This is a genomic window from Phaeobacter sp. NW0010-22, from assembly GCF_040365955.1.
GTDB lineage: Bacteria > Pseudomonadota > Alphaproteobacteria > Rhodobacterales > Rhodobacteraceae > OMPR01.
Map to the genome: position 1 here is coordinate 95,357 of NZ_BAABWT010000005.1, position 25,784 is coordinate 121,140.

Sequence of the window (25,784 nt, forward strand, 5' to 3'; positions counted from 1 at the left end):
CCAAACAACCAAGCCAAAGCTGTTTCAACGCTCAAACGCTTCCGGCGTCCCAAATTTGGGACGCCGGAAACTTCTGAATCTCGATACGTTCTGTCGTGCTGTGCGGATGTGCGTTCAGCTCTTAGACCAAAGCCAGATCCCAAATCGTTACATCCATGTCGTCAAATCGGAAATACTCCACGTCGATTAAGCTGTCATTTCCATCCGCCCCACTAACCGACACTTGGTTCGCTGCGGTCCTCGTAAGCGTGTAGTCGGCCCTGTTCCCATCAAAAAGAGCATAATCCGAAGATCCACCGCCATTGATCGTATCGTTACCAGCGCCCCCTTTGAGATAATCGACATTGCCATATCCGAACAAGAAATCATCTCCGTCCAATCCTGACAACTGGTTGCGCTCGTTCGAACCCGTTAGGTTGTCGTCAAACTCAGACCCAACAAGGTTTTCGACTTCAAAGTACAAGTCCCTTGCCGCCCAACCTTGAGTACCGTAGCCCGTTTCGCCGCCATTGACCGTGGCCCCATTTCGAAGACTGGCTGTCACCGCCCCCGGCGCGTTGAAATAAGTGACCGTGTCCACGCCGTCGCCACCGAAATACCGTTCACGACCACCATCGGAAGATACGAACCAGTCAAAATCGCCAAGGCCCCGGAAGTCGTTTTGGTTCGCGTCGCCGTAAAACACGTCCTGACGCCCTGAACCCGTCACTCGCTCAACACTGTTCAGTGTTAAGCCCGACGCTAGGTTTGTATTTTCTGAGGGGTTTTCCAGATTCACAACAACACCAGTAGCTTGTGTGCCTGAGGGGGGAGCGCCAGTTTCGGTGAACGCATCACCGATGACGTTGGCAGCTGTGTTCATCCATTCGAGGAACGAAATCATGTCCTGTCCGGTGCCGCCATCGATCGTATCCCGTCCCTCGGAGGCAACGATCCAGTCATAGTCACCCAAGCCTCGAATAGAGTCGTCACCTGACGTTCCGTGGATGCGGTCTGCAAAAACCGTGGCCGTCAAACGTTCTATATTTTGGAACATAATACGTTCCATTCCGTCGTGGCTGACAGCGGTGCCCGCTTCCATATCAATTTCGAGGCGATATTCCGTGTTTGTACGTCCTGGTGTGTCTGGTAGGTTGAAGAAGCTGAGCATGTCGTTGCCACCTCCACCATCCACAGTGTCTGACCCACCACCTGGTGAGATCCAATCAGCGCCTCCCAGCCCGTTCACGACCTCTGCCGCTGTCGTCCCATTCACGTTTTCACCGGCGTCGGTGCCGTTGACGATGCTGGGGATTGTACCCATGAGAGCCCCTGCAGCAGCAAGTGTTAGCGTCCCATCATTGAATTGGACCCTCTCAATATCTGACGCTAGGAAGTCAACGCCTTCGGAGGACGTCAGTTGGATGCCACCTGTAACCGTTTGGCCAATGACATTTGCTTGAGATGTGTTCAAAACTGCCGTGTCATCACCAGAACCGCCGGAAAGTGAATCATCGCCGAGCCCGCCTATCAAAGTCTCATCACCGGAACCCGCGATCAGAGTGTCGTCACCGGAACCACCGTCAAGTTGGTTCATATCGGTTGTGGAGGAAGGCGGTATCGTTATTCCCGTGGCCGAGATATTCAACGTTGCGGTCTGGGTGTTTGAAATTGGACCGCTGGAGTATGGGTGCAATGCGATAATATAGGTGCCGTCAGCAGTGAAATCGTATTGTATGAACGAATCCCGCCCGCTCGTGGATCCGCCGGCTCCGGTTGAGGCGCTGCTGTCGTCGTTCGTGGTGATTTGCACCCCGGCAGAGTCATAGAGGGTCAACCGAGTATCATAGTCCGCCCCATCAACATCAAAGGTCCATTGCTGACCTGCTGTTGCGTCAAATTGGAATGCTTCGTGGGTATCCCTTGATCCAGTAATGACAAGTGTTTGGTTCGGCACAGTGGTTGGATTTTCGACATCTGAAAACGGAGCAAGCGACCAGTTCGACGGCAGGGCCATTGGGCTTGCTACTGGATTGCTTACGGTATCGCCGATTTCCGTTGTCGCACGTGTTTCGGAAACACGCAGCACATCGTTGCCATCTCCGCCAAGCAGGGTGTCCTGGCCACCTCCACTGAGAAGCTCATCATTGCCGAAACCACCTTCAATCAGGTCGTCACCGTCCAAGCCCGATACCGTATCATCACCGTAGCCGCCCGCCAAAGTGTCGTTGTTCGGTGTGCCAAGGATTGTCTGATCCCGCAATGCAGCGACATCCGCGATAGACATGCTCCCATCTGTAAACCGAACGTTCTCGATGTTCCTTAAAGTGACAGTACCTTGGTCCGTCTGGATACTGAGCTGACCTTCGGGGCCATCGACAACAGCGTTTTGACGTGTAGCATCTATGACGACGGTATCGTTGTCCGCGCCACCATCAAGGGTATCGTTGCCTCCACCACCTGACAATTCATCCGCGCCCGCGCCGCCGTTGACCATGTCATTGCCCAAGCCGCCGTTCAGTGTATCGTTGCCGCCCAACCCCTCTAAGGTGTCGTTGCCACCACGCCCCCAGAGCCGATTGGAGAGTTCATCACCCTGCATCAAATCATCTCCGGCGCTGCCGAAAGTGTTGGTGCCCGCCAAACTGTCAAGATTTGCAAAAGCGACAGTCCCATCAAGGAACCTTACATTCTCAACGTTCCGGATTGTAACATCACCGTCAGCGCTTTGAATGACGACTGGATCGGTAGAACCGACAACATTGACGTCCCCTCTGTTTGCATTGACGATTGCCGTATCATCGCCTGCGCCGCCATCAATGGTATCATAGCCGGCGTTACCGCGAAGGCTGTCGTCGCCTTCGCCACCGCTCAGGAGGTCATCCCCTTCGCCACCCGACAGAGTATCGTTGCCTCCTAACCCGTCGATGGTATCATTCCCGCCTAGGCCGCCAATTGAGTTGGCCATAGCGTCACCAGTCAGAGAGTCCGGGCCATCCGTGCCCGAACTTGCATTGATCGCCGCGATCACGTTCTGAGCAGCCTGTGACGGATCACTTGATGAGGCATTAAAAACTTGCCCGTTGGTTTGATCTGCAAGGGCTTCGAGGTCGGCATTGGCAGTGCTGGAGTTGCCAATCACAACTGGGAGGATCTGTAGCGGACTTGGGCCATAGGGATCTGAGAAGGGCTTGTCATTATAGTCTACAAAGCTAGCCGATCCTGCTGGCGCACCTGCGCCGGCTGTTGATGAGGCACCTGACAAGCCAGACGGATCAATTGCAATATCCCCACTCAACGATTTTGCAACAACTTGCGCGCGCAATTCTGGATCGTCCGCGTCCTCATCCGTGAATACGATGATTTTGTTAGATTTGTTGCCAATATCCCAAGTTCCGGCATTGCCGTTAAGTGCGTGCAGTAGGGCCGTATTGAGGTTTTCCGTACCACCTTGCGTTGACGTTGAAAGAGCGTCGAGCGCAGCGAGCGCTGCGGCCTTACGGTCTGCCACACTGGCTTGCTTGGTAAAGCTGAGATTGGTTACAGTATTGCTATCCCAGTAGGTGACGATAGCCAGCGTACTTGCCACCGGCTTTTCCGTGGTGCCAAACAGAGCATTTGCAATTTCAATGGCTGCGGCCTTGGCAGCTGCGATATCGTTGTTCATCGAACCGGTCCGGTCAATCACGATGACAACATTTTGCCCAGGGCAGGCAAATTCACCTGTTGTAAGGTCTATCTCGCCATCCGAAAATCGAGCGAATTCCACATCTTTCAGGGTATCAGTACCATCGGGGCTACCCGCACGGATGTCGGTTACCGTGATCGTTCCATCCGCATTGCTTGTGAAGGAATAATCCTCGCACTTGCCACTGAAAACTGCACGGTCTGTTCCGGCGCCACCATTGACAGAGTCATTTTGACCACCGCCCTCGAGCACATCGTTACCGCCATTACCGTAAAGAAAATCTGTACCATCACCAGACTTGAAGTAATTGCTGCCATTGCCACGCCCCCAAAGTAAATCTTTGGTAGCGGGATTGTTGGCAGACGTATCTTCGTTCCCCGAACGCGCAAGAGCGATATCAATGGCCGCTCCACCGGTATATTCGGTGCCCGGTACGATCGCAGTATCGATATCTACACCTTCATAGGATAGCCGGTTAGGCAATGAGAGCTGATCATTGATTGCCTTTTCGAACACCAATGTCGGTCCCTTGGCATTATCTGTGCTCGCGGTGCCTCTTGGCGTATCAGATAAAGATTCAAGTGCATGTACCAGCTCGTGACGCAGCACATGTTCGATCTCGACTTGCACACCTTTGCCATTGGCGTCGAAATAAGAAAGATCTTCAACGGCGGCAAAATCAAACTCAACCCTACCGGTGCCTCTAAAGGCTTGCGCCTTTCCATTCACAAATTTGATGTTGAGAGGCAAAGCAGCTGAAACGTTGTCGAGCAGAGTTTTACCTGTGGCCGAACCCGAGTACATGCCTCGTAACGCGGCCTCAAGCGTCGCCTGCTGCGCTGCTGTGTAACCAACGAATGTTGTATGTGATAAAACTGTTTCAATGGTCATGGAAAGTCCCTTTCCCTTAAAAATGTGGGGCAACGCTGCCGCACCAACAGATTTTTGGTTTTATTGCCCTTCGACACCAGGTACCGAAAGGCGGTCTAAATTAGCTGGTGGCTTCGCGCAGGGCTTTGTGCCACCAGGTCAATTCGGTGCCAGCCTCGTGGTTCAAAGCTGAAATCCCAGACCGGATTAATCCGACGTACAATCGTTCGTAGAACTTCATGCTCTCGTAACGCTCAGTTTCAATCCGGCCCATCACGGATATTTCGAACGGAGCAAAGAAATTTTGAGGTGCTGATTGAAACAGCCACAGAAGATGAGAGGCAAAGCTTTTTGGTACGCAATCGGTGCTGATCTTGATTTGCTCCGATATGCGTTCTGAAGTGACCTGTGTCACATATTCTTCAGTGGCTTGGGCTAGGCAAGTGTACGGCATCGCCGCCCATTCTGGCCCCGTCTGATAGCTTGTCGGCGCTGCCCCTCGGTCACGCAGCGCACTGTCCGCAATCACACGTAAATCTGACACAAAAAGTGTCAATCGAATTGTGTCAGATCCCGTCTTGGTCATCGCCAACCACGGCGATATTATAGTCTCGCCTAAAGGCGGCCACGGAATAGGTCCTAAATCCGCATCAGTGAATGCGTCCGCGAAGACAACCGACATATCTATCTGAGAAGCATCGACACCCCCATCCGCAATCGCGGCTGTAATCACTTTGGCATGCCTTTGTGCCAAAGAAATCGCATCAGCGTCCAGATCGCTCTGACCGTTATGCACGTATTGAATTTCGTAGGGCATTTCCCAAGCAGCCATTCCTATATTTGATCCTTTGTAAAATGTGCCTGCCGCATCAGCACTGATGCATCCCAGGTTTAACACTAACGCGGATGCAAAAAGATGCTGGTGTTTAAAGGAAGCAGTCCGGAAACCTTCACGTGCCGAACAAAGGCGGCGAGCCAACTGCCCTAGCCAGAAAATGTTCAGCCTATTTTTCACCGACCCAAACTGCATTCGTGTTAGTTTACCCATGACACCTCCCCCAAAGAGCCAATTAACATAATATTAAAACAAATATCCCCGGTATCGCTTGATTCAGATCAATTTTTGGATGATCCATTCAGGATTCTTAATATAAGTTGCCTTATTGCACAGATTAGTTGCAGGCCGTTCTTACCTGTTTCCCAAAGGGATTCACCCGGTTTCCCCGTTGCCAGATAGGCCAAGCGCTGTGTGGCGGTTGAGGGGGAACATGCGGGTTTGGACCTCTGCGAGTTATCTTTCGAACTCCCCTCCCATCACTTACACGTCAGATATGTGTGTCTACTGCCCCGCAGGCGTTTACCTGCATACCATGCGAGGGAGGCCGTTACCTCGTGGAAGACACAGGGGTCATACCAAGCTTTCAGGACGTTGTTTCGCGATTCTCCATAGGAAAATGGGTCGAATATGACCCGCGCGGCGCTGAAATACCAACGTCGGCTTTTAAGTTTGTGGTCTTGAAACACGTAAGAGCCAAACTGCTCGTGCCTTCGCGCCATCACGCAGGTTTCATAAACTGCATCCCATCAGTCGATTTGTGCACCAAAGACCTAGAAAACAAATGGTTTTAGATTCTTGAACCTATAAATGCGTTCTGTGCTGTTGATTTTTTGACACCAACAGCAGCCTAAACCAAGCGAGAAAATCGCGGATCTGGTTGATTTGAATTTGCACACAGGAAACCTTCGTCCAAGGTCTTTCATGATTTGATCTAAGCCAAACAAATTGTTCGCTCTGCGGCGTAGCTCTTTGACTCCATTGATCTTAACCCGAGGGGCGTTATAGCTAGGCACCGGATGCTCTGTGCCTTCTTTCTCGCCCCAATGGCTTTGACCGCGAATATGCAAGACATACCTTCCTGTGTTGAAACATGCACAACCAACTAAGCTAGGACTATTTTCAATAGACAGGTTCTTTCCAACTAAACGCGTTTCGCGTTTGATTTTGACTAGCCTTAGCTATGCCCTAATCCGGTGCTTCATTACGACTTCGATGTTATATCCAAACAGGCTGTTATGGGCTTTATGAGCAACATAAAGTCATGGCCCTACACCCCAATCAGGCGCCACAGGCGTCCTGTGAAAACGTTTTTTTTCGCATAATTGGAACCTTAACAGTTCGAATGCACCCGCCATCGTGTTCGACGCTTGGCTGGTTCTCAAACTCAGCAGAGATTAACAAATCACATTCTACCAAACACACCATTTCACCGTAACCTTGGAACGGATGTTGTAGATTGGCTATCATTGTACAGCGTATTTGGTGTTGGGCTCCACAGGTATTGTGTCAGTCAGATGCGACTAAGAAGTTGCATGTTAGTTGGCCCTTCAACCGTTAGAATGTTGCACGTGCGTATCTGTTTCGCCTGCATATGCGTTCCGGCTAAACAGTGGCTACTGGCCGCCCCTCAAAACGCTTGTCAGGTCCACTGTATGGTACAATTCCCACGTTTTGGACACCACGAGGCAATCCACTCCAAACCTTTCTAGCTGCAGTGCAAATTAGTGGTGCGGATAGAACAAGAGCCTCAGCCAAAACCACCCATCTATATGGGAATTCAGTAACTGGTTGAGGGCAACTCTATAGAACAATGGCGGTCCAGATAGGATTCGAACCTATGGCCTTCGCCTTCGGAGGGCGACACTCTATCCAGCTGAGCTACTGGACCGCATTATTCTCTCGGACCTTCTGAGCGGGTTCGCCCTGCAAGGATACCATGGTTCGGGCTATAAAATACCAGCACAGATACCGCAATCAGAAAAGCCAAAATTCAATGCCTTTTCTGGATGTTTTTGATGTGACTAAGCAAACAGGTCGTGCGCAAGCTCGAGCGCATCAATCAGAGTGTCGACCTCAGCTTTGGTGTTATACAAGCCAAAGCTGGCCCGACACGTTGCTGTCACACCTAAGAAATCCATCAACGGACCCGCGCAGTGATGTCCAGCCCGAACAGCCACTCCCTTTTTGTCCAGAATTGTTGAAATGTCATGGGCATGTGCGGCACCGTCCAACGTAAAGCTGAATATAGCAGCTTTGTCATGGGTCGTGCCCTGAACATGAAGCCAGTTCAAACCATTCAAACGCGAAACGGTGTAATCCCTTAGCATTGCCTCATGCGCGGCAACGTTTTGCATCCCAAGGTCCATCAAGTAATCCAACGCAACACCAAACCCTATGGTTTGAACAATACCCGGTGTCCCTGCTTCGAATTTCATTGGGGGATCGTTGTAAGTTACCGCATCTTTGGAAACTTCGCGGATCATATCACCGCCACCAATAAAGGGGCGCATTTCCGCCATTCGTTCGGACTTGATATAAATCGCACCTGAACCGGACGGTCCATAAAGCTTGTGACCCGTGATCGCGTAGAAGTCGCATCCGATATCCGTGACATTCACAGGCATATGAACCGAACCCTGACTGCCATCCACCAGAACAGGAACACCCTGAGCATGCGCACCATTCGTGATCGCCTTGACGTCAACCACTGTTCCCAGAACGTTGGAACACTGTGTCACAGCAATCAATTTGGTTCGCGGAGTTATCGCGTCTAAAATCGCTTGGGGATCTAAGTTACCCTCAGCATCGACATCAACCCACTTAAGCACCACACCCTGACGTTCACGCAGGAAATGCCAGGGAACAATATTAGCGTGGTGCTCCATGACACTCAGGATAATCTCATCACCAGCCTCCATCCTGGGCATGGCCCAGCCATAAGCAACCAGATTGATACCCTCGGTGGTCCCTGAATTCAGAACAATTTCGGATTCGTCTGAGGCGTTCAGGAACGTGGCGATTTTTCCGCGTACGGATTCATATTTGTCCGTGGCTAGATTCGAAAGAAAATGCAAGCCCCGGTGGACGTTGGAATATTCCATCGAATAGGCTTGGGTGACGGCATCGATAACCACCTGCGGCTTTTGCGCCGAAGCCCCATTATCTAGGTAAGTCAAAGGCTTCCCGTTCACTTCTCGTGAAAGAATTGGGAAATCAGCCCGGATTTTTTGGACATCATACATAAGGAGTAGAACCCATTATCGGCCCTCCGATGAGGGACAGAAGAATGAAAAACGTAGCAGCAATCGCAAACAGGGACGCCAGCAAAACCCCACCAGCGCGCATCATAGAGCCGAGGCGATGTGCCTGATCTATAAAATGTAGAAAGATAAACAACCCAACGATGGTAGCACCGAATATCAGAAAAACCGATAAAATTGGTATCGTGAGAACCAGAAGCAAAGCCAGCGCCTGTACCGTCACCCGCAAAAATTGCATCCAGACCATCAGGATCATAACGTCATCGAACGATCCAGTTCCGCCAAGCATCCGACCAACACGATGGAGGGAGAAGATCGTTAGAACCAATCCGCCACCGACAAACCCACCGTAAAAGACGGGATTGTCTAGCAACCCCGGAATTGGCGACGGCCCAGTTGGCAAGACTATATTAGACAGTGAAAAGATCAGCGTGTTCAGCACCACCGCTAAAGCAAGAGCAATCCACAACACATCCCTGCCAACATTCAAAGTCAGGATGACTTTAGCTGCTTGAGCAGGTTGCTTGATCGTCAACAAGGCCAATGAACCAAGATTTGGAAGTGTCATGCCCGAGACCTTTCTGCCTGTCGCAAACCTGATATCCAAAACCAACTGAAGACCGCAACCCAAAGTCCGCCAACAATATTCAATTCCGTTCCCGGACCGATGAACCCCGCAACCAAACCCTGCAACAACAATAAGGGTGACGCTGCAAGCAACGCCCAGAACAAGGCTAGTCGCGCCCCATACCATTCGCCTCGCCCGCCAAAGATTTGCGCCACGATGTGGCTAACGGCCGCGATGATGTAAAACATCAAAGGCGCAATAATGACCCACCCCAACAACGCCCCACCCAAAAGCATGTTCAACTCTTGTCCAGTCAAGTGTGCCTCGCGGGCCAAGCGTGGCATCTGGGCGACGAACACCATGCTGCAGCCTGCCATCAAAATAGCCAGCGCGCGATCTTCGCGCTGCCCCATTTCAAGCAAGCGGTTGATGACGCGTCCGGGACCCCGATACGTCGCCAAAATATCCGTTGTTACCGGCATCAGCTTCGACGTTTAAGCCAGGCTTCAAGCCGCGCTACGATGTCCTCAGCCAAAGCGTCGTCTTCGATTTCTTCGACAGCTTCCGCAAGGAAGGCCAATGTCAGCAGATCGATGGCTTCGGAATGTGGCACACCGCGAGACCTCAGATAAAACAACGCAGTTTCATCAATCGCACCGGATGTTGACCCGTGAGAACACGCAACATCGTCCGCGTAAATTTCGAGTTCAGGCTTGGCCAAAAACTGACTGTCGTCATCCAGCAAGAGCGATTGGCTAATCTGGTACCCGTCTGTTTTCTGAGCGCCAGCTTTCACAAGGATTTTGCCTTGGAAAACGCCAGTTGCCCCGTTTCTCAGAACTTTTTTAAAGACCTGACGGCTTTCACAATTCACTGCATCATGTGTCACGAACACTGTGTCATCATGCAGAAAATCACCATCACCAACGCAGGCACCTGCCACATGCGCCACCGCATCATCACCGGTCAATTCGATAACGCATTCATTGCGGGTCAGGACACCGTTGACGGTCAGCGTAAAGCTCTTGAAGACTGACTCTGTGCCCAACCGCGCAAACATGTGCGTAACGGCACGGCGTTCGTGGTCGCGGCCCTGCGCACGAATATGGTGCAATTTACCACCATCGGCGATGTCAATTTCCATGCACTTGTTGAACCGTGATGCCGCTGGACCGTTCTCAAGAATGGTCACTTCGGCACCTGTTTCTACACGCACTACATGATGCAGAGTGGCGTCCGAAGCGGTATCTTTATGAACATAGATCAAGCTGATTGGCTTGCTTGGTTTACCTGTTACATGGATCGCAACACCATCCGCGGCGAATGCAGTATTCAATGCTGCCAAGGGACGCTGAACGGGCGATTGTCCGCGCTCTTCCAATACGCCATACAGGTCTTTTGCCCAATGGATGTCGGTACAACAGATGTCTTCTAGTCGGTCAATTTCAACACCCTCAAGCGACAGATCATCTGACACTTCAGGATCAAAGATTCCATCCACGAAAACAATCTTCAACCGATCAAAGGTGCTGAACATCATCGCTTCATCGTGTTCAAAAACAGCAGCCTCTGGGGCTACGGGTTGCACGAGGGTGTCGGGACGGGTGTATTTCCAATACTCGTCCCGGCGATCTGGAAGCCCCATTTTGCGCACGCGGGCCACTGCCGCCTCTCGGGCCGCTCTGGTACAGCCAGCATTTGGGAACTCCATCGTGGCCAACCGGGCCTCGGTAGCCGTTTGTTTCAGTTCGGGAAGTGCCATTAGCCCACCTCAGCCAAAATGTCGGCATAACCGTTGTGTTCAACTTCCAGAGCCAATTCTGGTCCGCCCGACTTCACGATACGACCATTGGCCATGATGTGAACGACGTCTGGTTTAATGTGGTCCAACAAACGCTGATAGTGAGTAATAACGAGGAAGCTACGACCCTCGTCCCGCAACGCGTTCACGCCTTCAGAGACCAATTTCATTGCATCTACGTCCAGACCTGAGTCTGTTTCGTCCAAAATGCACATCTTTGGTTCTAGCATCGCCATCTGCAGAATCTCGTTACGCTTTTTCTCACCACCTGAAAAACCAACGTTGACCGGCCGCTTAAGCATGTCTGCATTGATCTTGAGTGACTTGGCCCGCTCGCGTACGATTTTTAGGAAATCAGCCGCGCTCAGCTCTTCTTCGCCACGGGCCTTGCGCTGCGCGTTTACCGCCGTCCGCAGGAACGTCATGTTGCCGACGCCAGGGATCTCAACTGGGTATTGGAAAGCAAGGAACAAACCCGCTGCTGCGCGTTCCTCTGGTTCCAGATCCAGCAAGTCTTGATCATCCAAATGAGCGGATCCATCGGTCACTTCGTAGCCATCACGACCGGACAAAACATAGCTGAGAGTTGATTTTCCAGACCCGTTCGGGCCCATGATCGCATGCACTTCACCGGCACCAACTTTCAGGTCAACACCTTTGAGGATCTGTTTTTCCTCATCTTCAAGTTTCACGTGCAAGTTTTTGATATCGAGCATTTTTTCCTCGTTTCTTTTCAAGCCATAACCTAAGTTAGGCGGTATTTACTGACGTCCCTAAAGACGCCGGGAAGGTGTTGATCAGGTCGTCACACGCACGGGCAACCCCGTCACGATAGATAAGACCATCATTGTCTTTCAATGACTGCAGCAATTCTGGTATGTCGGTCAGTTGAATCGGATTGATCATCGGACGACCAATTGAAGCTGCATAATCGTGATATTTCAGATGCGATTGCTTGCCAGGGCTTAGCCAAGTGTTTGGAACACCGTAAGAATCCGCTACGATCAAGCCATGCAGGCTAGCCGAAATCACATGCCGGCACTGCGCAATTTGACGACAAACCGTTTCTGGACTTTGTGCCACATCAATAACTTGCAACGCTGGTTCATCCTGCGCGAGGCGTGCAATCTCAGGATCGTCCATTTGGCTATGATGGGGCACCAGTGCGACACGATCATTCCTACCTGTGCGCTCACGCAAAACCTTTGATGCCAATAGCCCTGGATCACCAAATTCAGTTCGACGCAGCCCAAGCAGCGCCGCTGTGATTGGTCCACGTACAAGCGCAACGCGAACATGTTTCAAGAAATCACGTGGCACGGGGTGCAACAACCCTGCCCCCCAGATCCAAGGTTTAAAACCACCTGCCCTAGCTTCGGTGTGATTTCTGCGCATGACTTGAATTAACGATCCAATGCCAAGCATATCACAATCCAAAGGGCCCCCGTGTGCAATCTTTCGATCAGACACATGCGCAACGATCACCGAGGACAGCACGTCGCCGAAATTCGGTTCGCCTCGCCACCAGTACAACCGCAACGGCCCTGCATTTTGAACAGTCTCGCCCATACTCATCGCACCTACGGTTGCGTCATTTGCCGGATCACCTTGGTCAGGCGATTGGCCGGGATAGTTGTGGGTTCAACATCAAAAACGCCGAGGCGTCCAATGATGGTGGGTGTGCCTAAAAACTCTTCGACGCGGTGCATCCATTTGCGAGCTGCATAATCATCGAACAGCAACGTGACGGGACGAGTGATATTGAAAGCAGTTGCCAGTGCGCAGCCAGTCCGAAAGCGGCCATCGACCAGAACAACATCAGGGTGACGAAAGTCATCACGTTCCCAAACGCCCAATGGGTAATTAGGATAGGTCCGCCAATAATCGTCGGTCTCAGGGTGGCCCCAATCGCGTGTGGGTCCAATATCGACCCAAGAAATGTCAATTTCGGTGCCTTGCGCCGGTGGGTTCGCCTTAAACCATTGTTTCATCATGTTGGCCCAGTCTCGGTCACTTTCGACCGAGGTGACGTGTTTTCCTGCTAGTTCCGAGGCCAGTACCGTGGATCCACCAGATCCATATTCAAGGATCACTTCTGATTCTTCATAGGCCATTTGCAATGCCGCCGATTCAGCCGGCGGCATTGTCAATTTTGGGCGGGTCATGGTTTCAGATAGGGCAGTCACAGGACCCCCTTGACCGGTCTCACCGGCTCCTGAAAACGCAGCCCGCAGAGGATCATCCAACCGACCCTTCGAGCGAGATCGCAACCAGCTGCTGTGCTTCCATGGCGAATTCCATCGGCAACGCCTGCAACACGTCTTTACAGAACCCGTTTACGACCAAGGCAACGGCCTCTTCCTCGTCCATTCCCCGTGAGCGGCAATAGAACAGCTGATCGTCATCCACTTTGGACGTGGTTGCTTCGTGTTCGACACGGGCCGAGTTATTTTTGACTTCGATGTACGGAACCGTATGAGCCCCGCATTTGTCGCCAATCAACAACGAGTCACACTGCGTGTAATTCCGGCCATTCTTGGCTTTAGGGTGCATGGAGACAAGCCCGCGATAGGTGTTCTGCGCTTTCCCTGCGCTGATCCCTTTGGAAACGATACGGCTCTTGGTGTCTTTACCGAGATGGATCATCTTGGTGCCTGTATCAGCTTGCTGCATATTGTTCGCAATCGCGATTGAATAGAACTCACCTTGGCTCTCGTTGCCACGCAGAATGCACGATGGATATTTCCAAGTCACGGCCGACCCGGTTTCAACTTGAGTCCACATGATCTTGGCACGATCACCACGGCAATCCGCACGTTTGGTCACAAAGTTATAAATGCCGCCTTTGCCGTTCTCATCACCGGGATACCAGTTCTGAACTGTTGAATATTTTACTTCTGCATCTTCTTCGATGATGATCTCAACCACAGCGGCGTGCAGCTGCGCAATATCGCGTGCCGGAGCGGTACAGCCTTCCAAATAGCTGACATAGCTACCTTTATCCGCAATGATCAGAGTGCGCTCGAACTGGCCTGTGTTTTCCGCGTTAATACGGAAATATGTGCTCAGTTCCATCGGACAACGTACACCCGGTGGCACGTATACAAACGATCCGTCTGAGAATACGGCCGAATTCAGCGTCGCGTAGAAGTTATCGGATACTGGAACAACAGTACCAAGGTATTTCTTGACCAATTCCGGGTGTTCTTTGATCGCTTCTGAAATGGAGCAGAAAATAACGCCCGCCTTTTTCAGCTCAGCTTGGAAGGTTGTCCCGACGGACACAGAATCAAAAACCGCGTCAACCGCAACTTTGCGACCTTCGGCTGGCATATCCTCAGCACCTTCGACGCCGGCCAAAATCATTTGCTCTTTCAGTGGGATACCAAGCTTTTCGTATGTTGCCAAAAGCTTAGGATCGACTTCGTCTAACGATTTGGGTTTGACTTCCATCGATTTGGGGCGCGCGTAATAGTATTGATCCTGAAAATCGATTTCGGGATAATCTACCATTGCCCAAGTTGGCTCTTCTTTCTGCAACCAACGCTCATAGGCCTCAAGACGCCAATCCAGCATCCACTGGGGCTCTTCATTCTTTTCAGAAATCAGCTTCACAATATCCGTGGTCAGCCCTTTTGGGGCATATTCCATCTCAATATCGGTCTCCCAACCATATTTGTATGTACTAACCTCGGCCACCGCTTCTACGGTTTCCTGATCAACACCATCTTTTACCTGTGTCTGGTCCAAAGCGGCCATGACAAACCCTCCGTCAGATCACGCAGCACGCGCGCGATGCTTCTTTTCTTTTGCAAGCCACGCATCCGCAAAGCGCAGCACATCCGTTTCTGTTGTCAAAGGCCCGAGTGACACGCGGATCGCGCTCTCGGCTGTGGCCTCATCATACCCCATCGCGCGCAACACACCGCTGGCACGAACCTTTCCACTAGAACAGGCGCTACCGGCGCTAATCGCAAAGCCGGCGAGATCCATCTGCATCACCTGTGTTCCGCCCTTCCACCCCGGAGTCGCAAAGCACAACGTGTTCGGCAGGCGCTGTTGTTCTTTCCCGACAAAAATAGTCTGTACAGTTGTGGTAGCAAGGGCCTTTTCTAGAATATTTCTAAGTTCTGCAACCCGTTCCCACACGCCATCGGCTAAATCTTTCGCCGCAGACTGGGCCGCCGCACCAAACCCTGCAATGCCGATCACGTTTTCGGTACCTGAGCGCCGTCCCATCTCTTGGCCGCCGCCTTTGATTTGCGCAGGCAAATCAGTGCCCCGTCGCATAACAAGCGCGCCGATGCCTTTTGGGCCGCCAAGCTTGTGGGCAGAAACAAGTGCCATTTCCGCGCCACACCAATTAAACGCCACCGGCAATTTACCAAAAGCCTGCGTCGCATCCGTTACGGCAATACCCTGCGGCAGTGACTGAATCACACCGGTTTCTGAATTGGCCAGTTGCAATACTGATCGTGTAGGATCGCTTACTGTTACGAGTCCCTGTTCGTTCACAGGCAGCCCGTTCACAGCCCAGGCCCGGACCGCATCGTGTTCAATTTCGGACCCCATTAGGTCTCGACCAGCCATAGCCAAAGCGGCGCCTTCGGTTGAACCCGAGGTGAACACAAGATCAGCGCCATCCGCGCCAAAAGCTGTGGACACCTGTGATCGTGCCTTTTCGACGATGGCTTTGGCAGCGCGCCCTTCAGCATGAACCGAAGACGGATTGCCGCACAGATCCATAGCCTTGATCATTGCCTCCCGGGCAGCCGAACACAGCGGCGTCGTGGCATTATGGTCAAGATAAACACGCATTATAGAAACACCATTTGAGTGGCACCCCTGCACATATCAAAAGTTAAGAGTGGCTTAGACATCAGTCGTCGACGATCGCAAACAAGGTAGGAACAGCGGGGCATGGTGCCAGATCATTCTTGATAACATCAGACAACCGCGTTTGGTGGAGAAAGACATATACATTTGCACTTAGCCCCTCCCACAACCTGTTGGTCAGAGATTGTGCACGGCTCCCCGACGCGCCCCCCGAGGCACCTGCCCCTTTGTGCATCGCATCAACGGTCTCATCCACGGCTGCCAAGATCTCGACAACGCGAATTTCTGAAGTTGGGCGAGACAGACGATAGCCACCACCTGGACCACGCACCGAGTCAACCAGACCTGCACGCCTTAGCTTGACGAACAGTTGTTCCAGGTACGGCAGTGAGATATCTTGCCGGCTAGAGATTTCACCCAAAGTCACAAGTGCTTCAGCAGGTTGCAGGGCAATATCGGCAAGCGCGACCATGGCGTATCGACCCTTTGTGGACAATTTCATATGGCGCCCCTTACACCTGTGACATTTACGCGCAATCATTGACCTTTTGGCTGCCAATGCGTATTCCGCATCTACAGCGTAGCCAGTCGGCGCGCCGCATTTAGAACCGTTCTAAAGTGCCTTACAGATTTCGTCAAGAAATTCTCGGGTACTCCCGAAAAAGAAACAGGATAAACGCACACATGCCCGAGGTGATTTTTCCCGGACCCGAAGGCCGCCTTGAAGGCCGCTACCACCCACAAAAGGAAAAAGACGCACCGATTGCTATCGTTCTACATCCCCATCCTCAATTCGGCGGGACGATGAACAATAAGGTGGTCTACAATCTCCACTATGCGTTCTACAACATGGGCTTCACCGTTTTACGGTTCAATTTCCGTGGAGTCGGACGGAGCCAAGGTGAATACGACCAAGGTGTTGGCGAACTTTCGGATGCCGCCTCGGCGCTTGATTACCTGCAATCGATGAACAACAACTCAAAGCATTGCTGGGTTGCGGGTTTTTCGTTTGGAGCATGGATTGGCATGCAGTTGCTTATGCGCCGCCCAGAGATCACAGGATTCATTTCTGTTTCTCCACCGGCCAACATGTACGATTTCTCGTTCCTGGCACCCTGCCCATCTTCTGGTTTGATCATCAATGGCAGCTCAGATCGCGTTGCACCGCCAGCCGACACCACTGCGTTGGTGAACAAGCTGCATGACCAAAAAGGGATCACCATCACTCATCAGGAAGTCGAAGGCGCTGACCACTTCTTTCAGGATCCTCACATGGACACCCTGATGAACAGCACTACAGATTATGTGAAACGCCGCCTGACCGAGAATACCCGCTAATGGGAACTATCGAAACCTTGGCCGCTAAATTGGCCGAGGACACCCTTAAGGTGATGGACCAAATCGGAGATGACCGGTTTTATGTCGAGGTTGGCAATGTGCTGGCTGCGTCATCCCAATCGCTAGAAGAAGCTTTTCTAACAGAAATTCGTGTTCGTTTATCTGAACGTATAGCACGTCGTTTTCTGGTCAAGAAAGTGACGGAATACAAAGCCTCGTTAACCCAGAAAGATCCCACCGAATGACCGACCGCCTGTCCGCCCAAATTGAATTCCTCAAAACAGCGGACAGGTTAAAAACGGTGGAACGGGCAAGCACCCTGTTGGATCAGTCACGCCCTGAGAATTCTGCAGAACACAGCTGGCACCTAGCCCTTTATGCGCTGATACTGTGCCCTGTGAATGCGCAAGGGGCATCTGTGGATCGGGCAATCCGAATGTTGCTCCTGCATGATTTGGTTGAAATTGTGGTCGGCGATCACCCCATACACGAAGAAACAGACTGGGCTGCTGTGGCAAAAGCAGAACATGCCGCGGCGGTTGAGTTATTCAAAATTTTGCCCAACGATCAAGCAGACACGTTTCTGGCGCTTTGGCTTGAATTCGAAGCAGATGAAACCGCCGATGCGCGATACGCCAAGCGGTTGGATCGCTGCCAGCCCATGTTTCAAGCTCTTTATGCTACGCCTCAACAGGCTGATCACATTGACGTTGTACGCGATAACATTGCCGGTGGGCGCGCTGCCTATTTGCAAGACACATTCCCTGAAGCCTTTGCCCTTGCGTCCTCTCTCCTAGGCAATCCGTGCACTATCGATGTAACCGCCCTGACGGATCGGCTAGCGTTTCTGAACGAAGCGGACCAGCTGAAACGCATCGAACGCGCATCCAGATTGAATGACAATTCACGGTTTGAAAACTCAGCCGAGCACTCTTGGCATATCATGTTGCATGCTATGGTGTTGGAAGATCAAGCAGGAGCTGGGGTTACATTAGACCGCGTTCTAAAGATGCTGTTGATCCACGATATCGTTGAAATTGATGCAGGCGATGCCCCCATCCATGGTGTGGTTGATCACGCAGTTATGGCCGTGAAAGAACAAAAGGCAGCTGAGCGCCTGTTTGGCTTGTTGCCAGATAGAGAAGGCCAATCCTTGATCGCATTGTGGCAGGAATTCGAGGCAGCAGAAACGTCCGATGCCTTGTTTGCCAAAGCAATTGATCGCGTTCAGGTCCCTATCAGCAATCTTGTGAATGGTGGCGGATCATGGGTCACGTATCAGGTCTCTCTGGCCCAACTCGATCAACGGGTAGGCATACCGGTAAGTCGAGGCGCTCCGCATGTTTGGGCTTGGTTGCGCCCTCAATTGGAATCCTTCTTTCGTGAACATCCTGCACTGACAGGATAACTGGCTAACATTTCAATTTTCCCGGGTGAGAAGCGTTGTAATTATTCAATTGTATACCATTGCATACTTTGTTAGTTGAGCCGTATTCTGCTAATAGATCGTCGTCTGACGCTCACAGCCCGAAGGACCAACCCATGTCCAAAATCAAAGTTGAAAACCCGATCGTCGAAATGGATGGTGACGAGATGACCCGGATTATCTGGCAGTTCATCAAAGACAAACTAATCTTGCCATATTTGGATGTGGATCTACTATATTTTGATCTGGGTATAGAAGAACGAGACCGCACCGAAGATCAGATTACAATTGATGCCGCTGAAAAAACCAAGGAAGTTGGTGTTGCCATCAAGTGCGCCACCATCACACCGGATGAAGCACGCGTTGAGGAATTCGGTCTGAAGCAGATGTGGCGTTCGCCCAATGGGACCATTCGCAACATTCTCGGTGGAGTTGTGTTTCGCCAACCTATTATTTGTAAAAATGTTCCACGTCTTGTTCCCGGTTGGACCAAACCGATCGTAATCGGCCGCCATGCCTTTGGGGATCAGTATAAAGCCACCGACATGAAGTTTCCTGGCCCCGGTAAGCTGACCATGAAATTTGTCGGCGAAGACGGCACTGAAATCGAACAAGAGGTCTTTGATGCCCCATCAGCTGGGGTTTTCATGTCGATGTATAACCTCGACAACTCAATTCTGGATTTTGCGCGTGCGTCGTTGAACTACGGCCTTCAACTCGGGTGGCCCGTCTATCTTTCAACCAAAAATACAATTTTGAAACAGTATGACGGGCGTTTTCTCGAGCTTTTTCAAAAGGTCTATGAAGAGGAATTCGAGGACAAATTTAAAGCTGCAGGCATTTGGTATGAACACCGCCTGATCGACGACATGGTCGCCTGCGCGATGAAATGGAATGGCGGGTTTGTTTGGGCTTGCAAGAATTACGATGGCGACGTGCAGTCGGACACGGTTGCGCAGGGGTTTGGCTCACTTGGTTTAATGACTTCACAGCTGATGACACCCGATGGAAAAATCGTCGAAGCCGAGGCGGCCCACGGAACCGTCACACGCCACTATCGACAGCACCAAAAAGGCGAAGCAACATCAACAAATTCGATCGCATCAATTTTTGCTTGGACTGGCGGCTTGAAGCACCGTGCAAAACTGGATGGGAACGATCAACTCAAACGTTTTGCAGAAACACTGGAACGGAATATCGTTGATACCGTTGAAAGCGGCCATATGACCAAAGACTTGGCATTGCTTGTCGGGCCTGATCAGGGTTGGCTGACCACAATGGGTTTTCTAGAGAAGGTCGAGGAAAACCTGAACAAAGCGTTGGTGGGGTGAACAATCGCGACCTGTGACATGAATTCACAGGTCGCGCACACTTTTATCGCTAAAGGTTCAACCCGATCCCGAACTGTAGTGTTGCAACGTATCTGGAACATCTAGTTTCGCCTCTCGTTGATCGGCAAACCATCCCCCGATGGCAAGTAAGGCTGATAGCAAGACAACTATTTTTGCAAAAGGTGGCATAACAAAACTCTACAATAGAAACATTTATCAATCAAAAACGTACCTAAAATTACAAAACAAACCCTAAACCGGAAAGTCTGGTTTTCATCACCTCCAAGGGATTTTGTATTCTGATATCCCATTCCTACTTGCCGAACCGGCCGTGAATGTGCTGAGTGACCTTGCAAGGGATCATGTTCCCTGCCCTGTTCTGCTCGAGTTGGATCAAAGCGATGCCCAAAGCTCTTATCATTCTTTTCTTTGCCGTAATTGCTGAAACAATTGGCACCACTGCATTGCAGGCCAGTCAGCAATTTTCTAGGTTTTGGCCTTCTGCTCTGGTCGTCGTCGCCTATGGAGCCTCTTTCTACCTCTTGGCGTTGACGCTCAGAACGATGAATGTCGGCGTTGTCTATGCCATCTGGTCTGGCTTAGGCATCGTCCTAATCGCCATCATTGGTTTTTTTGTATTTGGACAAAAACTCGACCTACCTGCGCTGGCTGGCTTGGGGCTCATCATTGCAGGTATTTTGATCATTCAGCTTTTTTCCACCTCGGCCGGCCACTGATCAACGACTGATTTCATACCGTTTGGGGGGCTAGAATCCTTATTACCCCTTCGAGATGCGTATTTTCGCTGGTATCTTTTCCCGTGCCGCGGTATGGGCGCGGCAACTTCCCGTTCAAAGGCTGACCTCTCATGGACCTGCGTAATATCGCAATCATTGCTCACGTGGACCACGGTAAAACGACCCTGGTTGACGAGCTTCTCAAACAATCCGGTACATACCGGGAAAACCAGGCGACGACTGAGCGCGCTATGGACAGCAACGATCTGGAGCGTGAGCGCGGCATCACAATCCTTGCCAAAGCGACTTCAGTCGAATGGAAAGGCACCCGGATCAATATCGTCGACACCCCCGGCCACGCTGATTTCGGCGGTGAAGTTGAGCGGATCCTGTCTATGGTTGATGGTGTTGTTCTTTTGGTGGACGCGGCCGAAGGCCCGATGCCACAGACCAAGTTCGTGACCTCTAAGGCGCTGGCCCTGGGTTTGCGCCCCATCGTGGTTCTGAACAAAGTCGACAAGCCCGATGCCGAACCTGATCGTGCGCTGGATGAATGTTTCGATCTGTTTGCCAACCTCGGCGCCGACGACGATCAACTGGATTTCCCATCCATGTACGCGTCTGGCCGCTCTGGTTGGGCTGACATGGAGCTGGATGGCCCACGCAAAGATTTGAACGCGCTGTTTGATCTGGTCGTTGATCACGTTCCTGCTCCTAAGCAGATCGAGCAGATGGACGAACCGTTCCGCATGCTTGCGACCACGCTTGGCAGCGACCCGTTCATCGGACGCCTACTGACTGGTCGTGTCGAAAGCGGCACGCTAAAGGTTGGCGAAACGGTCAAAGCTCTGTCCCGTGACGGCACCCAGATCGAAAGCTTCCGCGCCACCAAAATCCTGGCATTCCGCGGTCTTGCTCAGACCCCGATTGACTTGGCCGAAGCGGGTGATATCGTCTCGCTGGCCGGCATGACCAAAGCAACGGTTGCGGATTCCCTCGTGGCGCCGCAGGTCGAAGAGGCCCTGCCCGCACAGCCAATCGATCCACCCACCATCACCGTAACCTTTGGCATCAACGATTCGCCGTTGGCGGGACGCGATGGCAAAAAAGTTCAGTCTCGCATCATCCGAGATCGCCTGATGAAAGAAGCGGAATCGAACGTTGCGATTCAGATTTCTGACACTCCCGGCGGTGAAGCCTTCGAAGTTGCCGGTCGTGGCGAATTGCAGATGGGCGTTCTGATCGAAAATATGCGCCGTGAAGGATTCGAACTGTCAATTTCACGTCCGCAGGTATTATTCCGTGAAGAAGACGGCAAACGGATGGAACCTGTCGAAGAAGTCACCATTGACGTTGACGACGAATACTCCGGCGCTGTGATTGAAAAAATCACTGGCGTGCGCAAAGGTGAGCTTACTGAAATGAAGCCTGCCGGTGCTGGCAAGACCCGCATCATCGCGCATGTACCTTCGCGTGGTCTGATTGGCTATCACGGCGAATTCTTGACTGACACCCGCGGTACCGGCGTTCTGAACCGTGTGTTCCACGGTTGGACCCCGCACAAAGGCACGATCCCAGGTCGTCGCGCTGGTGTTCTGATCTCGATGGAGAACGGCACTTCGGTTGCTTACGCTCTGTGGAACCTCGAAGAACGTGGCAAGATGATGATCGGCGCACAAGCCGACGTTTATCAGGGCATGATCATCGGTGAACATTCACGTGAAAACGATCTGGAAGTGAACCCGCTCAAAGGTAAGAAACTGACCAACGTGCGTGCTTCGGGAACAGACGATGCTGTCCGCCTGACAACGCCAATCACATTGTCTTTGGAAGAGGCGATTGCCTACATCGACAATGATGAGTTAGTTGAAGTAACACCAAACGCTATCCGCCTTCGGAAGCGGTATTTGGATCCGCATGAGCGCAAGCGCATGGCCAGAAGCATCGCCTAGTACTGCGGTCATTAGCTAACACAACGGGGCGCTCTGAGAGCGTCCCGTTTTTGTTTGGAAATAACCCAACATTTACGTGTGAACCTAGTCCATCCCTTGCTGGAAAAAGAAAAAGGCCCGGTCAAACCGGGCCTTTTTCTTCAGTGTCACCTCTTATTCCGAGGTTTCGATTACCATCAGTTCTCGCTCTGATGCGCCTCGTGCATGGTTCAGAGCCTCCTGATATTCTGGTGAATGATAACAAGCTACAGCCACGTCAACAGACGGAAATTTTGCAACGACATTGCGGGGCCGCTCTTTGCCCTCAAGCTGCACGAATTTACCACCTCTTGCGACAAATTCGCCTCCATGCTTGGCAATGGCAGGCCCTGCCAGTTCCGCATATTTGCTATACGCATCAACGTCTGTAACAGTCACATGCGCAATCCAAAGTGCACCCATTTTATTCTCCTATCACCTGTTCTGCGGCTTTGATGGCTGCGTCGGCATTGCTGGCATCTTTACCACCGCCCTGTGCCATATCAGGACGACCACCGCCGCCTTTGCCGCCCAATTCACTGACTGCAGCCTTGACCAGATCAACAGCAGACAGTTGCTTAACCAAATCCTCGGTAACGCCAGCCGCTACAGCAGCCTTGCCACCGGTGTCCGCAATCAACAAAACAGCACCCGACTCAATGCGGGATTTGTGTTCATCAATGAGGGCAGGCAAATCTTTTCCAGTTACGCCGCTCAAAACCTGAGCCAGAAATCTAACACCATTGATTTCCGCAGCTTCCGGATTCGACTGTGCCCCTCCGGACATCGCCAATTCACGGCGCAATTGCGCAATTTCATTATTCAGATCTTTGATTTTGGATTGATCGCCCTTGATCCGCTCCAACAAACGATCAGGAGAGGTTTTCAGCTCAGTTTGGACTGCGTTAAGAACGGTTCGCAGTTGAGCTGAATGCGCTTGCGCATCGATACCTGTTAACGCTTCAATCCGACGCACACCTGCGCTGCTGGCACTGTCGCCCAGCAGTACAAACTCACCAATGTCACCCGTCCGCTTCACATGGGTCCCACCACAAAGTTCGAGCGAATAGGTTTCGCCATCAGCCCCTTTGCCAGAGCCCGGCTGCACACCCATCGAAACAACACGCACTTCATCGCCATATTTTTCGCCAAACAAAGCCTGTGCACCCAAAGCGCGGGCATCATCAGGGGTCATGATCCGGGTTTCAACGGGTGTGTTCTGGCGAATATACTCGTTCACTTCGATTTCAACTTGTGCCAGTTCATCCTGGGTCAATGCCTTTGTATGGCTAAAATCAAACCGCAAACGGTCTTGAGCATTCAAAGAACCGCGTTGAGCGACATGATCTCCGAGGGCACGACGCAGTGCTTCGTGCAACAAGTGTGTCGCTGAATGGTTTGAGCGGATAGCTGTACGACGACCATGGTCGACCTCTAACGTTGCAGCAACCCCAGCGGAGATTACACCCTCGACAACTTCTGCGAAGTGTTGAAAGACACCGGCCGTTTTGCGTGTATCCGTTACCTGCGCCATTCCAGCATCTGTCCGGATCAGGCCACTATCGCCAACCTGACCACCTGACTCAGCATAAAACGGTGTTTGATTCAAAGCGATCTGAACCTTACCACCCAGCTTAACCGTTTCTACCTCAGCGCCGTCTTGTATCAAAGCGACGATCTGACCTTCGGCAATTTCGGTATCGTAGCCAAGGAAATCAGTTTTGCCATGGGTATCAGCGATATCATACCAGATTGTCGCATCTGCTGCTTCACCGGATCCGGACCAAGCGGCACGTGCTTTGGCTTTTTGTTCCGCCATCGCAGTTTCAAAACCTTCGGTATCTACATCCCGGCCCTTCTCGCGCAATGCATCCTGCGTCAAATCGAGAGGGAAGCCAAAAGTGTCATACAACTTAAACGCCGCCGCACCAGGCAACGGCGTCCCATCAGGCAAAGAACCCAGTTCATCATCAAGCAGCTTTAAACCCCGATCCAGAGTTTGCTTAAACCGCGTTTCTTCAAGTTTCAGCGTTTCTTCAATCAGCGACTGCGCCTGTCCTAGTTCAGGATAGGCCGCACCCATCTGTTGCACCAGCGATGGAACCAGGCGGTACATCACCGGGTCCTTAGCCCCTAGCAGATGAGCATGGCGCATTGCGCGACGCATGATCCGGCGCAGAACATACCCACGACCATCGTTCGACGGCATAACGCCGTCTGCCATCAGGAAAGAAGTTGAGCGCAGGTGATCCGCGATCACCCGATGATGAACGTTGTGATCACCATAGGGATCGATACCCGTCGAATCCGCACTTGCTTCGATCAAGGCTTTGAACAAATCTGTGTCATAGTTATCGTGGCTGCCCTGCATAAGCGCGCCAATCCGCTCAAGCCCCATGCCCGTATCAATCGATTGCATGTCCAAGGGAACCATAGATCCGTCTTCGAACTGCTCATTTTGCATGAACACGACGTTCCAGATTTCGATAAAGCGATCGCCGTCTTCGTCGGGAGATCCCGGAGGGCCGCCCCAAATGTGTTCCCCATGATCATAGAATATCTCGGTACACGGGCCACAGGGTCCGGTTGGGCCCATTTGCCAAAAGTTGTCACTGGTGGCTATGCGGATGATGCGATCTTCTGGAACGCCAACTTTTTTCCAGATTTCATAGGCTTCATCATCCGTGTGATACACGGTGGTCAATAGACGGGACTTATCTATCCCAAATTCCTTGGTGATCAGATCCCATGCAAAGGTAATAGCCTCTTCTTTGAAGTAATTCCCAAAGGAAAAGTTCCCCAACATCTCAAAAAATGTATGATGGCGCGCAGTATAGCCCACATTATCAAGATCGTTGTGCTTGCCACCAGCTCGAACACATTTCTGCGCCGTCGTCGCCCGGTTGTAATCTCGCGTTTCAAGACCAGTGAACAAGTTCTTGAACTGGACCATACCCGAGTTCACAAACATCAAAGTAGGGTCATTTCGTGGGACCAAGGGACTAGAGGACACGATTTCGTGCCCTTGCTTGGCAAAGTAGTTCAAAAAGGTGGAGCGGATATCATTCAGCGTCGGCATGAGGCTCTCTCGGCTGGCAATCTATTGGTTCCGAGCAGGTTTATCGCCCTGCCAACAGACTGT

At 51.7% G+C, this 25,784-nt stretch carries 20 protein-coding genes and 1 tRNA gene; 6 read left to right on the forward strand and 15 right to left on the reverse strand.

Annotated elements, in window-relative coordinates:
* Window positions 1-121: 121 nt before the first annotated feature.
* From ABWV33_RS12270 to iscR, 13 genes are all read right to left on the reverse strand, one after another.
* Window positions 122-4,558 (reverse strand): VWA domain-containing protein, encoded by a 4,437-nt coding sequence (locus tag ABWV33_RS12270; RefSeq protein ID WP_353331064.1) that lies wholly within the window; start codon window positions 4,556-4,558, stop codon window positions 122-124.
* 100 nt (window positions 4,559-4,658) lie between these two features.
* A complete protein-coding gene (locus ABWV33_RS12275) occupies window positions 4,659-5,369 on the reverse strand; it encodes a hypothetical protein (RefSeq protein WP_353331066.1) in 711 nt (236 codons plus the stop codon).
* Between the two features lie 1,817 nt (window positions 5,370-7,186).
* Window positions 7,187-7,263: transfer RNA gene (locus ABWV33_RS12280), tRNA-Arg, on the reverse strand.
* A gap of 133 nt (window positions 7,264-7,396) precedes the next feature.
* A complete protein-coding gene (locus ABWV33_RS12285) occupies window positions 7,397-8,617 on the reverse strand; it encodes a cysteine desulfurase (RefSeq protein ID WP_353331068.1) in 1,221 nt (406 codons plus the stop codon).
* The gene (locus ABWV33_RS12290; RefSeq protein WP_353331070.1) at window positions 8,610-9,203 is read right to left on the reverse strand and encodes a YIP1 family protein; all 594 of its coding nucleotides are present in this window, start codon (window positions 9,201-9,203) and stop codon (window positions 8,610-8,612) included. Before ABWV33_RS12290 ends, ABWV33_RS12285 begins: the two co-directional genes overlap by 8 nt.
* Window positions 9,200-9,685, reverse strand: coding sequence for a YIP1 family protein (locus ABWV33_RS12295; RefSeq protein WP_353331072.1), 486 nt, complete (start codon window positions 9,683-9,685; stop codon window positions 9,200-9,202). The genes ABWV33_RS12290 and ABWV33_RS12295 overlap by 4 nt, the downstream gene beginning before the upstream one ends.
* A complete protein-coding gene (locus ABWV33_RS12300; protein ID WP_353331074.1) occupies window positions 9,685-10,965 on the reverse strand; it encodes a SufB/SufD family protein in 1,281 nt (426 codons plus the stop codon). Before ABWV33_RS12300 ends, ABWV33_RS12295 begins: the two co-directional genes overlap by 1 nt.
* On the reverse strand, window positions 10,965-11,720 hold the full coding sequence (sufC, locus tag ABWV33_RS12305; protein WP_113824273.1) for a Fe-S cluster assembly ATPase SufC: 756 nt from the start codon (window positions 11,718-11,720) through the stop codon (window positions 10,965-10,967). The genes ABWV33_RS12300 and sufC overlap by 1 nt, the downstream gene beginning before the upstream one ends.
* 34 nt (window positions 11,721-11,754) lie before the next feature.
* On the reverse strand, window positions 11,755-12,573 hold the full coding sequence (locus tag ABWV33_RS12310) for a polysaccharide pyruvyl transferase family protein (protein WP_353331076.1): 819 nt from the start codon (window positions 12,571-12,573) through the stop codon (window positions 11,755-11,757).
* Between the two features lie 11 nt (window positions 12,574-12,584).
* Window positions 12,585-13,148 (reverse strand): hypothetical protein, encoded by a 564-nt coding sequence (locus tag ABWV33_RS12315; RefSeq protein ID WP_353331495.1) that lies wholly within the window; start codon window positions 13,146-13,148, stop codon window positions 12,585-12,587.
* A gap of 94 nt (window positions 13,149-13,242) precedes the next feature.
* Window positions 13,243-14,763: a Fe-S cluster assembly protein SufB gene (gene sufB, locus ABWV33_RS12320; protein ID WP_113824275.1), complete on the reverse strand. Its 1,521-nt coding sequence runs from the start codon at window positions 14,761-14,763 to the stop codon at window positions 13,243-13,245.
* An 18-nt stretch (window positions 14,764-14,781) separates the two neighbouring features.
* Window positions 14,782-15,825 carry a cysteine desulfurase family protein gene (locus ABWV33_RS12325; protein ID WP_353331497.1) on the reverse strand — a complete coding sequence of 348 codons (1,044 nt, stop codon included), beginning with the start codon at window positions 15,823-15,825 and terminating at the stop codon, window positions 14,782-14,784.
* A 58-nt stretch (window positions 15,826-15,883) separates the two neighbouring features.
* A complete protein-coding gene (gene iscR, locus ABWV33_RS12330) occupies window positions 15,884-16,342 on the reverse strand; it encodes a Fe-S cluster assembly transcriptional regulator IscR (protein WP_121997404.1) in 459 nt (152 codons plus the stop codon).
* Window positions 16,343-16,524: 182 nt separating this feature from the next.
* Between iscR and ABWV33_RS12335 the strand changes: the two genes are divergently transcribed.
* The 6 genes from ABWV33_RS12335 (at window position 16,525) to typA (ending at window position 22,624) form a co-directional block, all read left to right on the forward strand.
* A complete protein-coding gene (locus tag ABWV33_RS12335; RefSeq protein WP_113824278.1) occupies window positions 16,525-17,178 on the forward strand; it encodes an alpha/beta hydrolase in 654 nt (217 codons plus the stop codon).
* On the forward strand, window positions 17,178-17,423 hold the full coding sequence (locus tag ABWV33_RS12340) for a hypothetical protein (protein ID WP_113824279.1): 246 nt from the start codon (window positions 17,178-17,180) through the stop codon (window positions 17,421-17,423). Before ABWV33_RS12335 ends, ABWV33_RS12340 begins: the two co-directional genes overlap by 1 nt.
* Window positions 17,420-18,586 (forward strand): HD domain-containing protein, encoded by a 1,167-nt coding sequence (locus ABWV33_RS12345; RefSeq protein WP_353331079.1) that lies wholly within the window; start codon window positions 17,420-17,422, stop codon window positions 18,584-18,586. Before ABWV33_RS12340 ends, ABWV33_RS12345 begins: the two co-directional genes overlap by 4 nt.
* Before the next feature lie 134 nt (window positions 18,587-18,720).
* Window positions 18,721-19,935 (forward strand): NADP-dependent isocitrate dehydrogenase, encoded by a 1,215-nt coding sequence (locus tag ABWV33_RS12350; protein ID WP_353331081.1) that lies wholly within the window; start codon window positions 18,721-18,723, stop codon window positions 19,933-19,935.
* A 401-nt stretch (window positions 19,936-20,336) separates the two neighbouring features.
* The gene (locus ABWV33_RS12355; RefSeq protein WP_113824294.1) at window positions 20,337-20,672 is read left to right on the forward strand and encodes a DMT family transporter; all 336 of its coding nucleotides are present in this window, start codon (window positions 20,337-20,339) and stop codon (window positions 20,670-20,672) included.
* A gap of 131 nt (window positions 20,673-20,803) precedes the next feature.
* Window positions 20,804-22,624, forward strand: coding sequence for a translational GTPase TypA (typA, locus tag ABWV33_RS12360; RefSeq protein ID WP_121997401.1), 1,821 nt, complete (start codon window positions 20,804-20,806; stop codon window positions 22,622-22,624).
* Between the two features lie 153 nt (window positions 22,625-22,777).
* Here typA and ABWV33_RS12365 read toward each other — a convergent pair whose 3' ends face one another.
* Entirely contained in the window at window positions 22,778-23,065 is a 288-nt protein-coding gene (locus ABWV33_RS12365; RefSeq protein WP_353331084.1) for a DUF1330 domain-containing protein, read from the reverse strand.
* A gap of 1 nt (window position 23,066) precedes the next feature.
* Window positions 23,067-25,721 carry an alanine--tRNA ligase gene (gene alaS / locus ABWV33_RS12370; protein ID WP_353331086.1) on the reverse strand — a complete coding sequence of 885 codons (2,655 nt, stop codon included), beginning with the start codon at window positions 25,719-25,721 and terminating at the stop codon, window positions 23,067-23,069.
* Window positions 25,722-25,784 lie beyond the last annotated feature (63 nt).

Excerpts from the sequence above, each read along its gene's own strand:
- alaS (WP_353331086.1), bottom strand. The coding sequence starts at position 25,721 with ATGCCGACGCTGAATGATATCCGCTCCACCTTTTTGAACTACTTTGCC.
- ABWV33_RS12340 (WP_113824279.1), top strand. The coding sequence starts at position 17,178 with ATGGGAACTATCGAAACCTTGGCCGCTAAATTGGCCGAGGACACCCTT.
- ABWV33_RS12355 (WP_113824294.1), top strand. The coding sequence starts at position 20,337 with ATGCCCAAAGCTCTTATCATTCTTTTCTTTGCCGTAATTGCTGAAACA.
- ABWV33_RS12345 (WP_353331079.1), top strand. The coding sequence starts at position 17,420 with ATGACCGACCGCCTGTCCGCCCAAATTGAATTCCTCAAAACAGCGGAC.
- sufB (WP_113824275.1), bottom strand. The coding sequence starts at position 14,763 with ATGGCCGCTTTGGACCAGACACAGGTAAAAGATGGTGTTGATCAGGAA.
- ABWV33_RS12295 (WP_353331072.1), bottom strand. The coding sequence starts at position 9,685 with ATGCCGGTAACAACGGATATTTTGGCGACGTATCGGGGTCCCGGACGC.
- ABWV33_RS12290 (WP_353331070.1), bottom strand. The coding sequence starts at position 9,203 with ATGACACTTCCAAATCTTGGTTCATTGGCCTTGTTGACGATCAAGCAA.
- ABWV33_RS12285 (WP_353331068.1), bottom strand. The coding sequence starts at position 8,617 with ATGTATGATGTCCAAAAAATCCGGGCTGATTTCCCAATTCTTTCACGA.
- ABWV33_RS12310 (WP_353331076.1), bottom strand. The coding sequence starts at position 12,573 with ATGGGCGAGACTGTTCAAAATGCAGGGCCGTTGCGGTTGTACTGGTGG.
- ABWV33_RS12300 (WP_353331074.1), bottom strand. The coding sequence starts at position 10,965 with ATGGCACTTCCCGAACTGAAACAAACGGCTACCGAGGCCCGGTTGGCC.
- ABWV33_RS12335 (WP_113824278.1), top strand. The coding sequence starts at position 16,525 with ATGCCCGAGGTGATTTTTCCCGGACCCGAAGGCCGCCTTGAAGGCCGC.
- ABWV33_RS12270 (WP_353331064.1), bottom strand. The coding sequence starts at position 4,558 with ATGACCATTGAAACAGTTTTATCACATACAACATTCGTTGGTTACACA.
- ABWV33_RS12315 (WP_353331495.1), bottom strand. The coding sequence starts at position 13,148 with ATGCCGCCGGCTGAATCGGCGGCATTGCAAATGGCCTATGAAGAATCA.
- sufC (WP_113824273.1), bottom strand. The coding sequence starts at position 11,720 with ATGCTCGATATCAAAAACTTGCACGTGAAACTTGAAGATGAGGAAAAA.
- ABWV33_RS12365 (WP_353331084.1), bottom strand. The coding sequence starts at position 23,065 with ATGGGTGCACTTTGGATTGCGCATGTGACTGTTACAGACGTTGATGCG.
- ABWV33_RS12275 (WP_353331066.1), bottom strand. The coding sequence starts at position 5,369 with ATGGCTGCTTGGGAAATGCCCTACGAAATTCAATACGTGCATAACGGT.
- iscR (WP_121997404.1), bottom strand. The coding sequence starts at position 16,342 with ATGAAATTGTCCACAAAGGGTCGATACGCCATGGTCGCGCTTGCCGAT.
- ABWV33_RS12350 (WP_353331081.1), top strand. The coding sequence starts at position 18,721 with ATGTCCAAAATCAAAGTTGAAAACCCGATCGTCGAAATGGATGGTGAC.
- typA (WP_121997401.1), top strand. The coding sequence starts at position 20,804 with ATGGACCTGCGTAATATCGCAATCATTGCTCACGTGGACCACGGTAAA.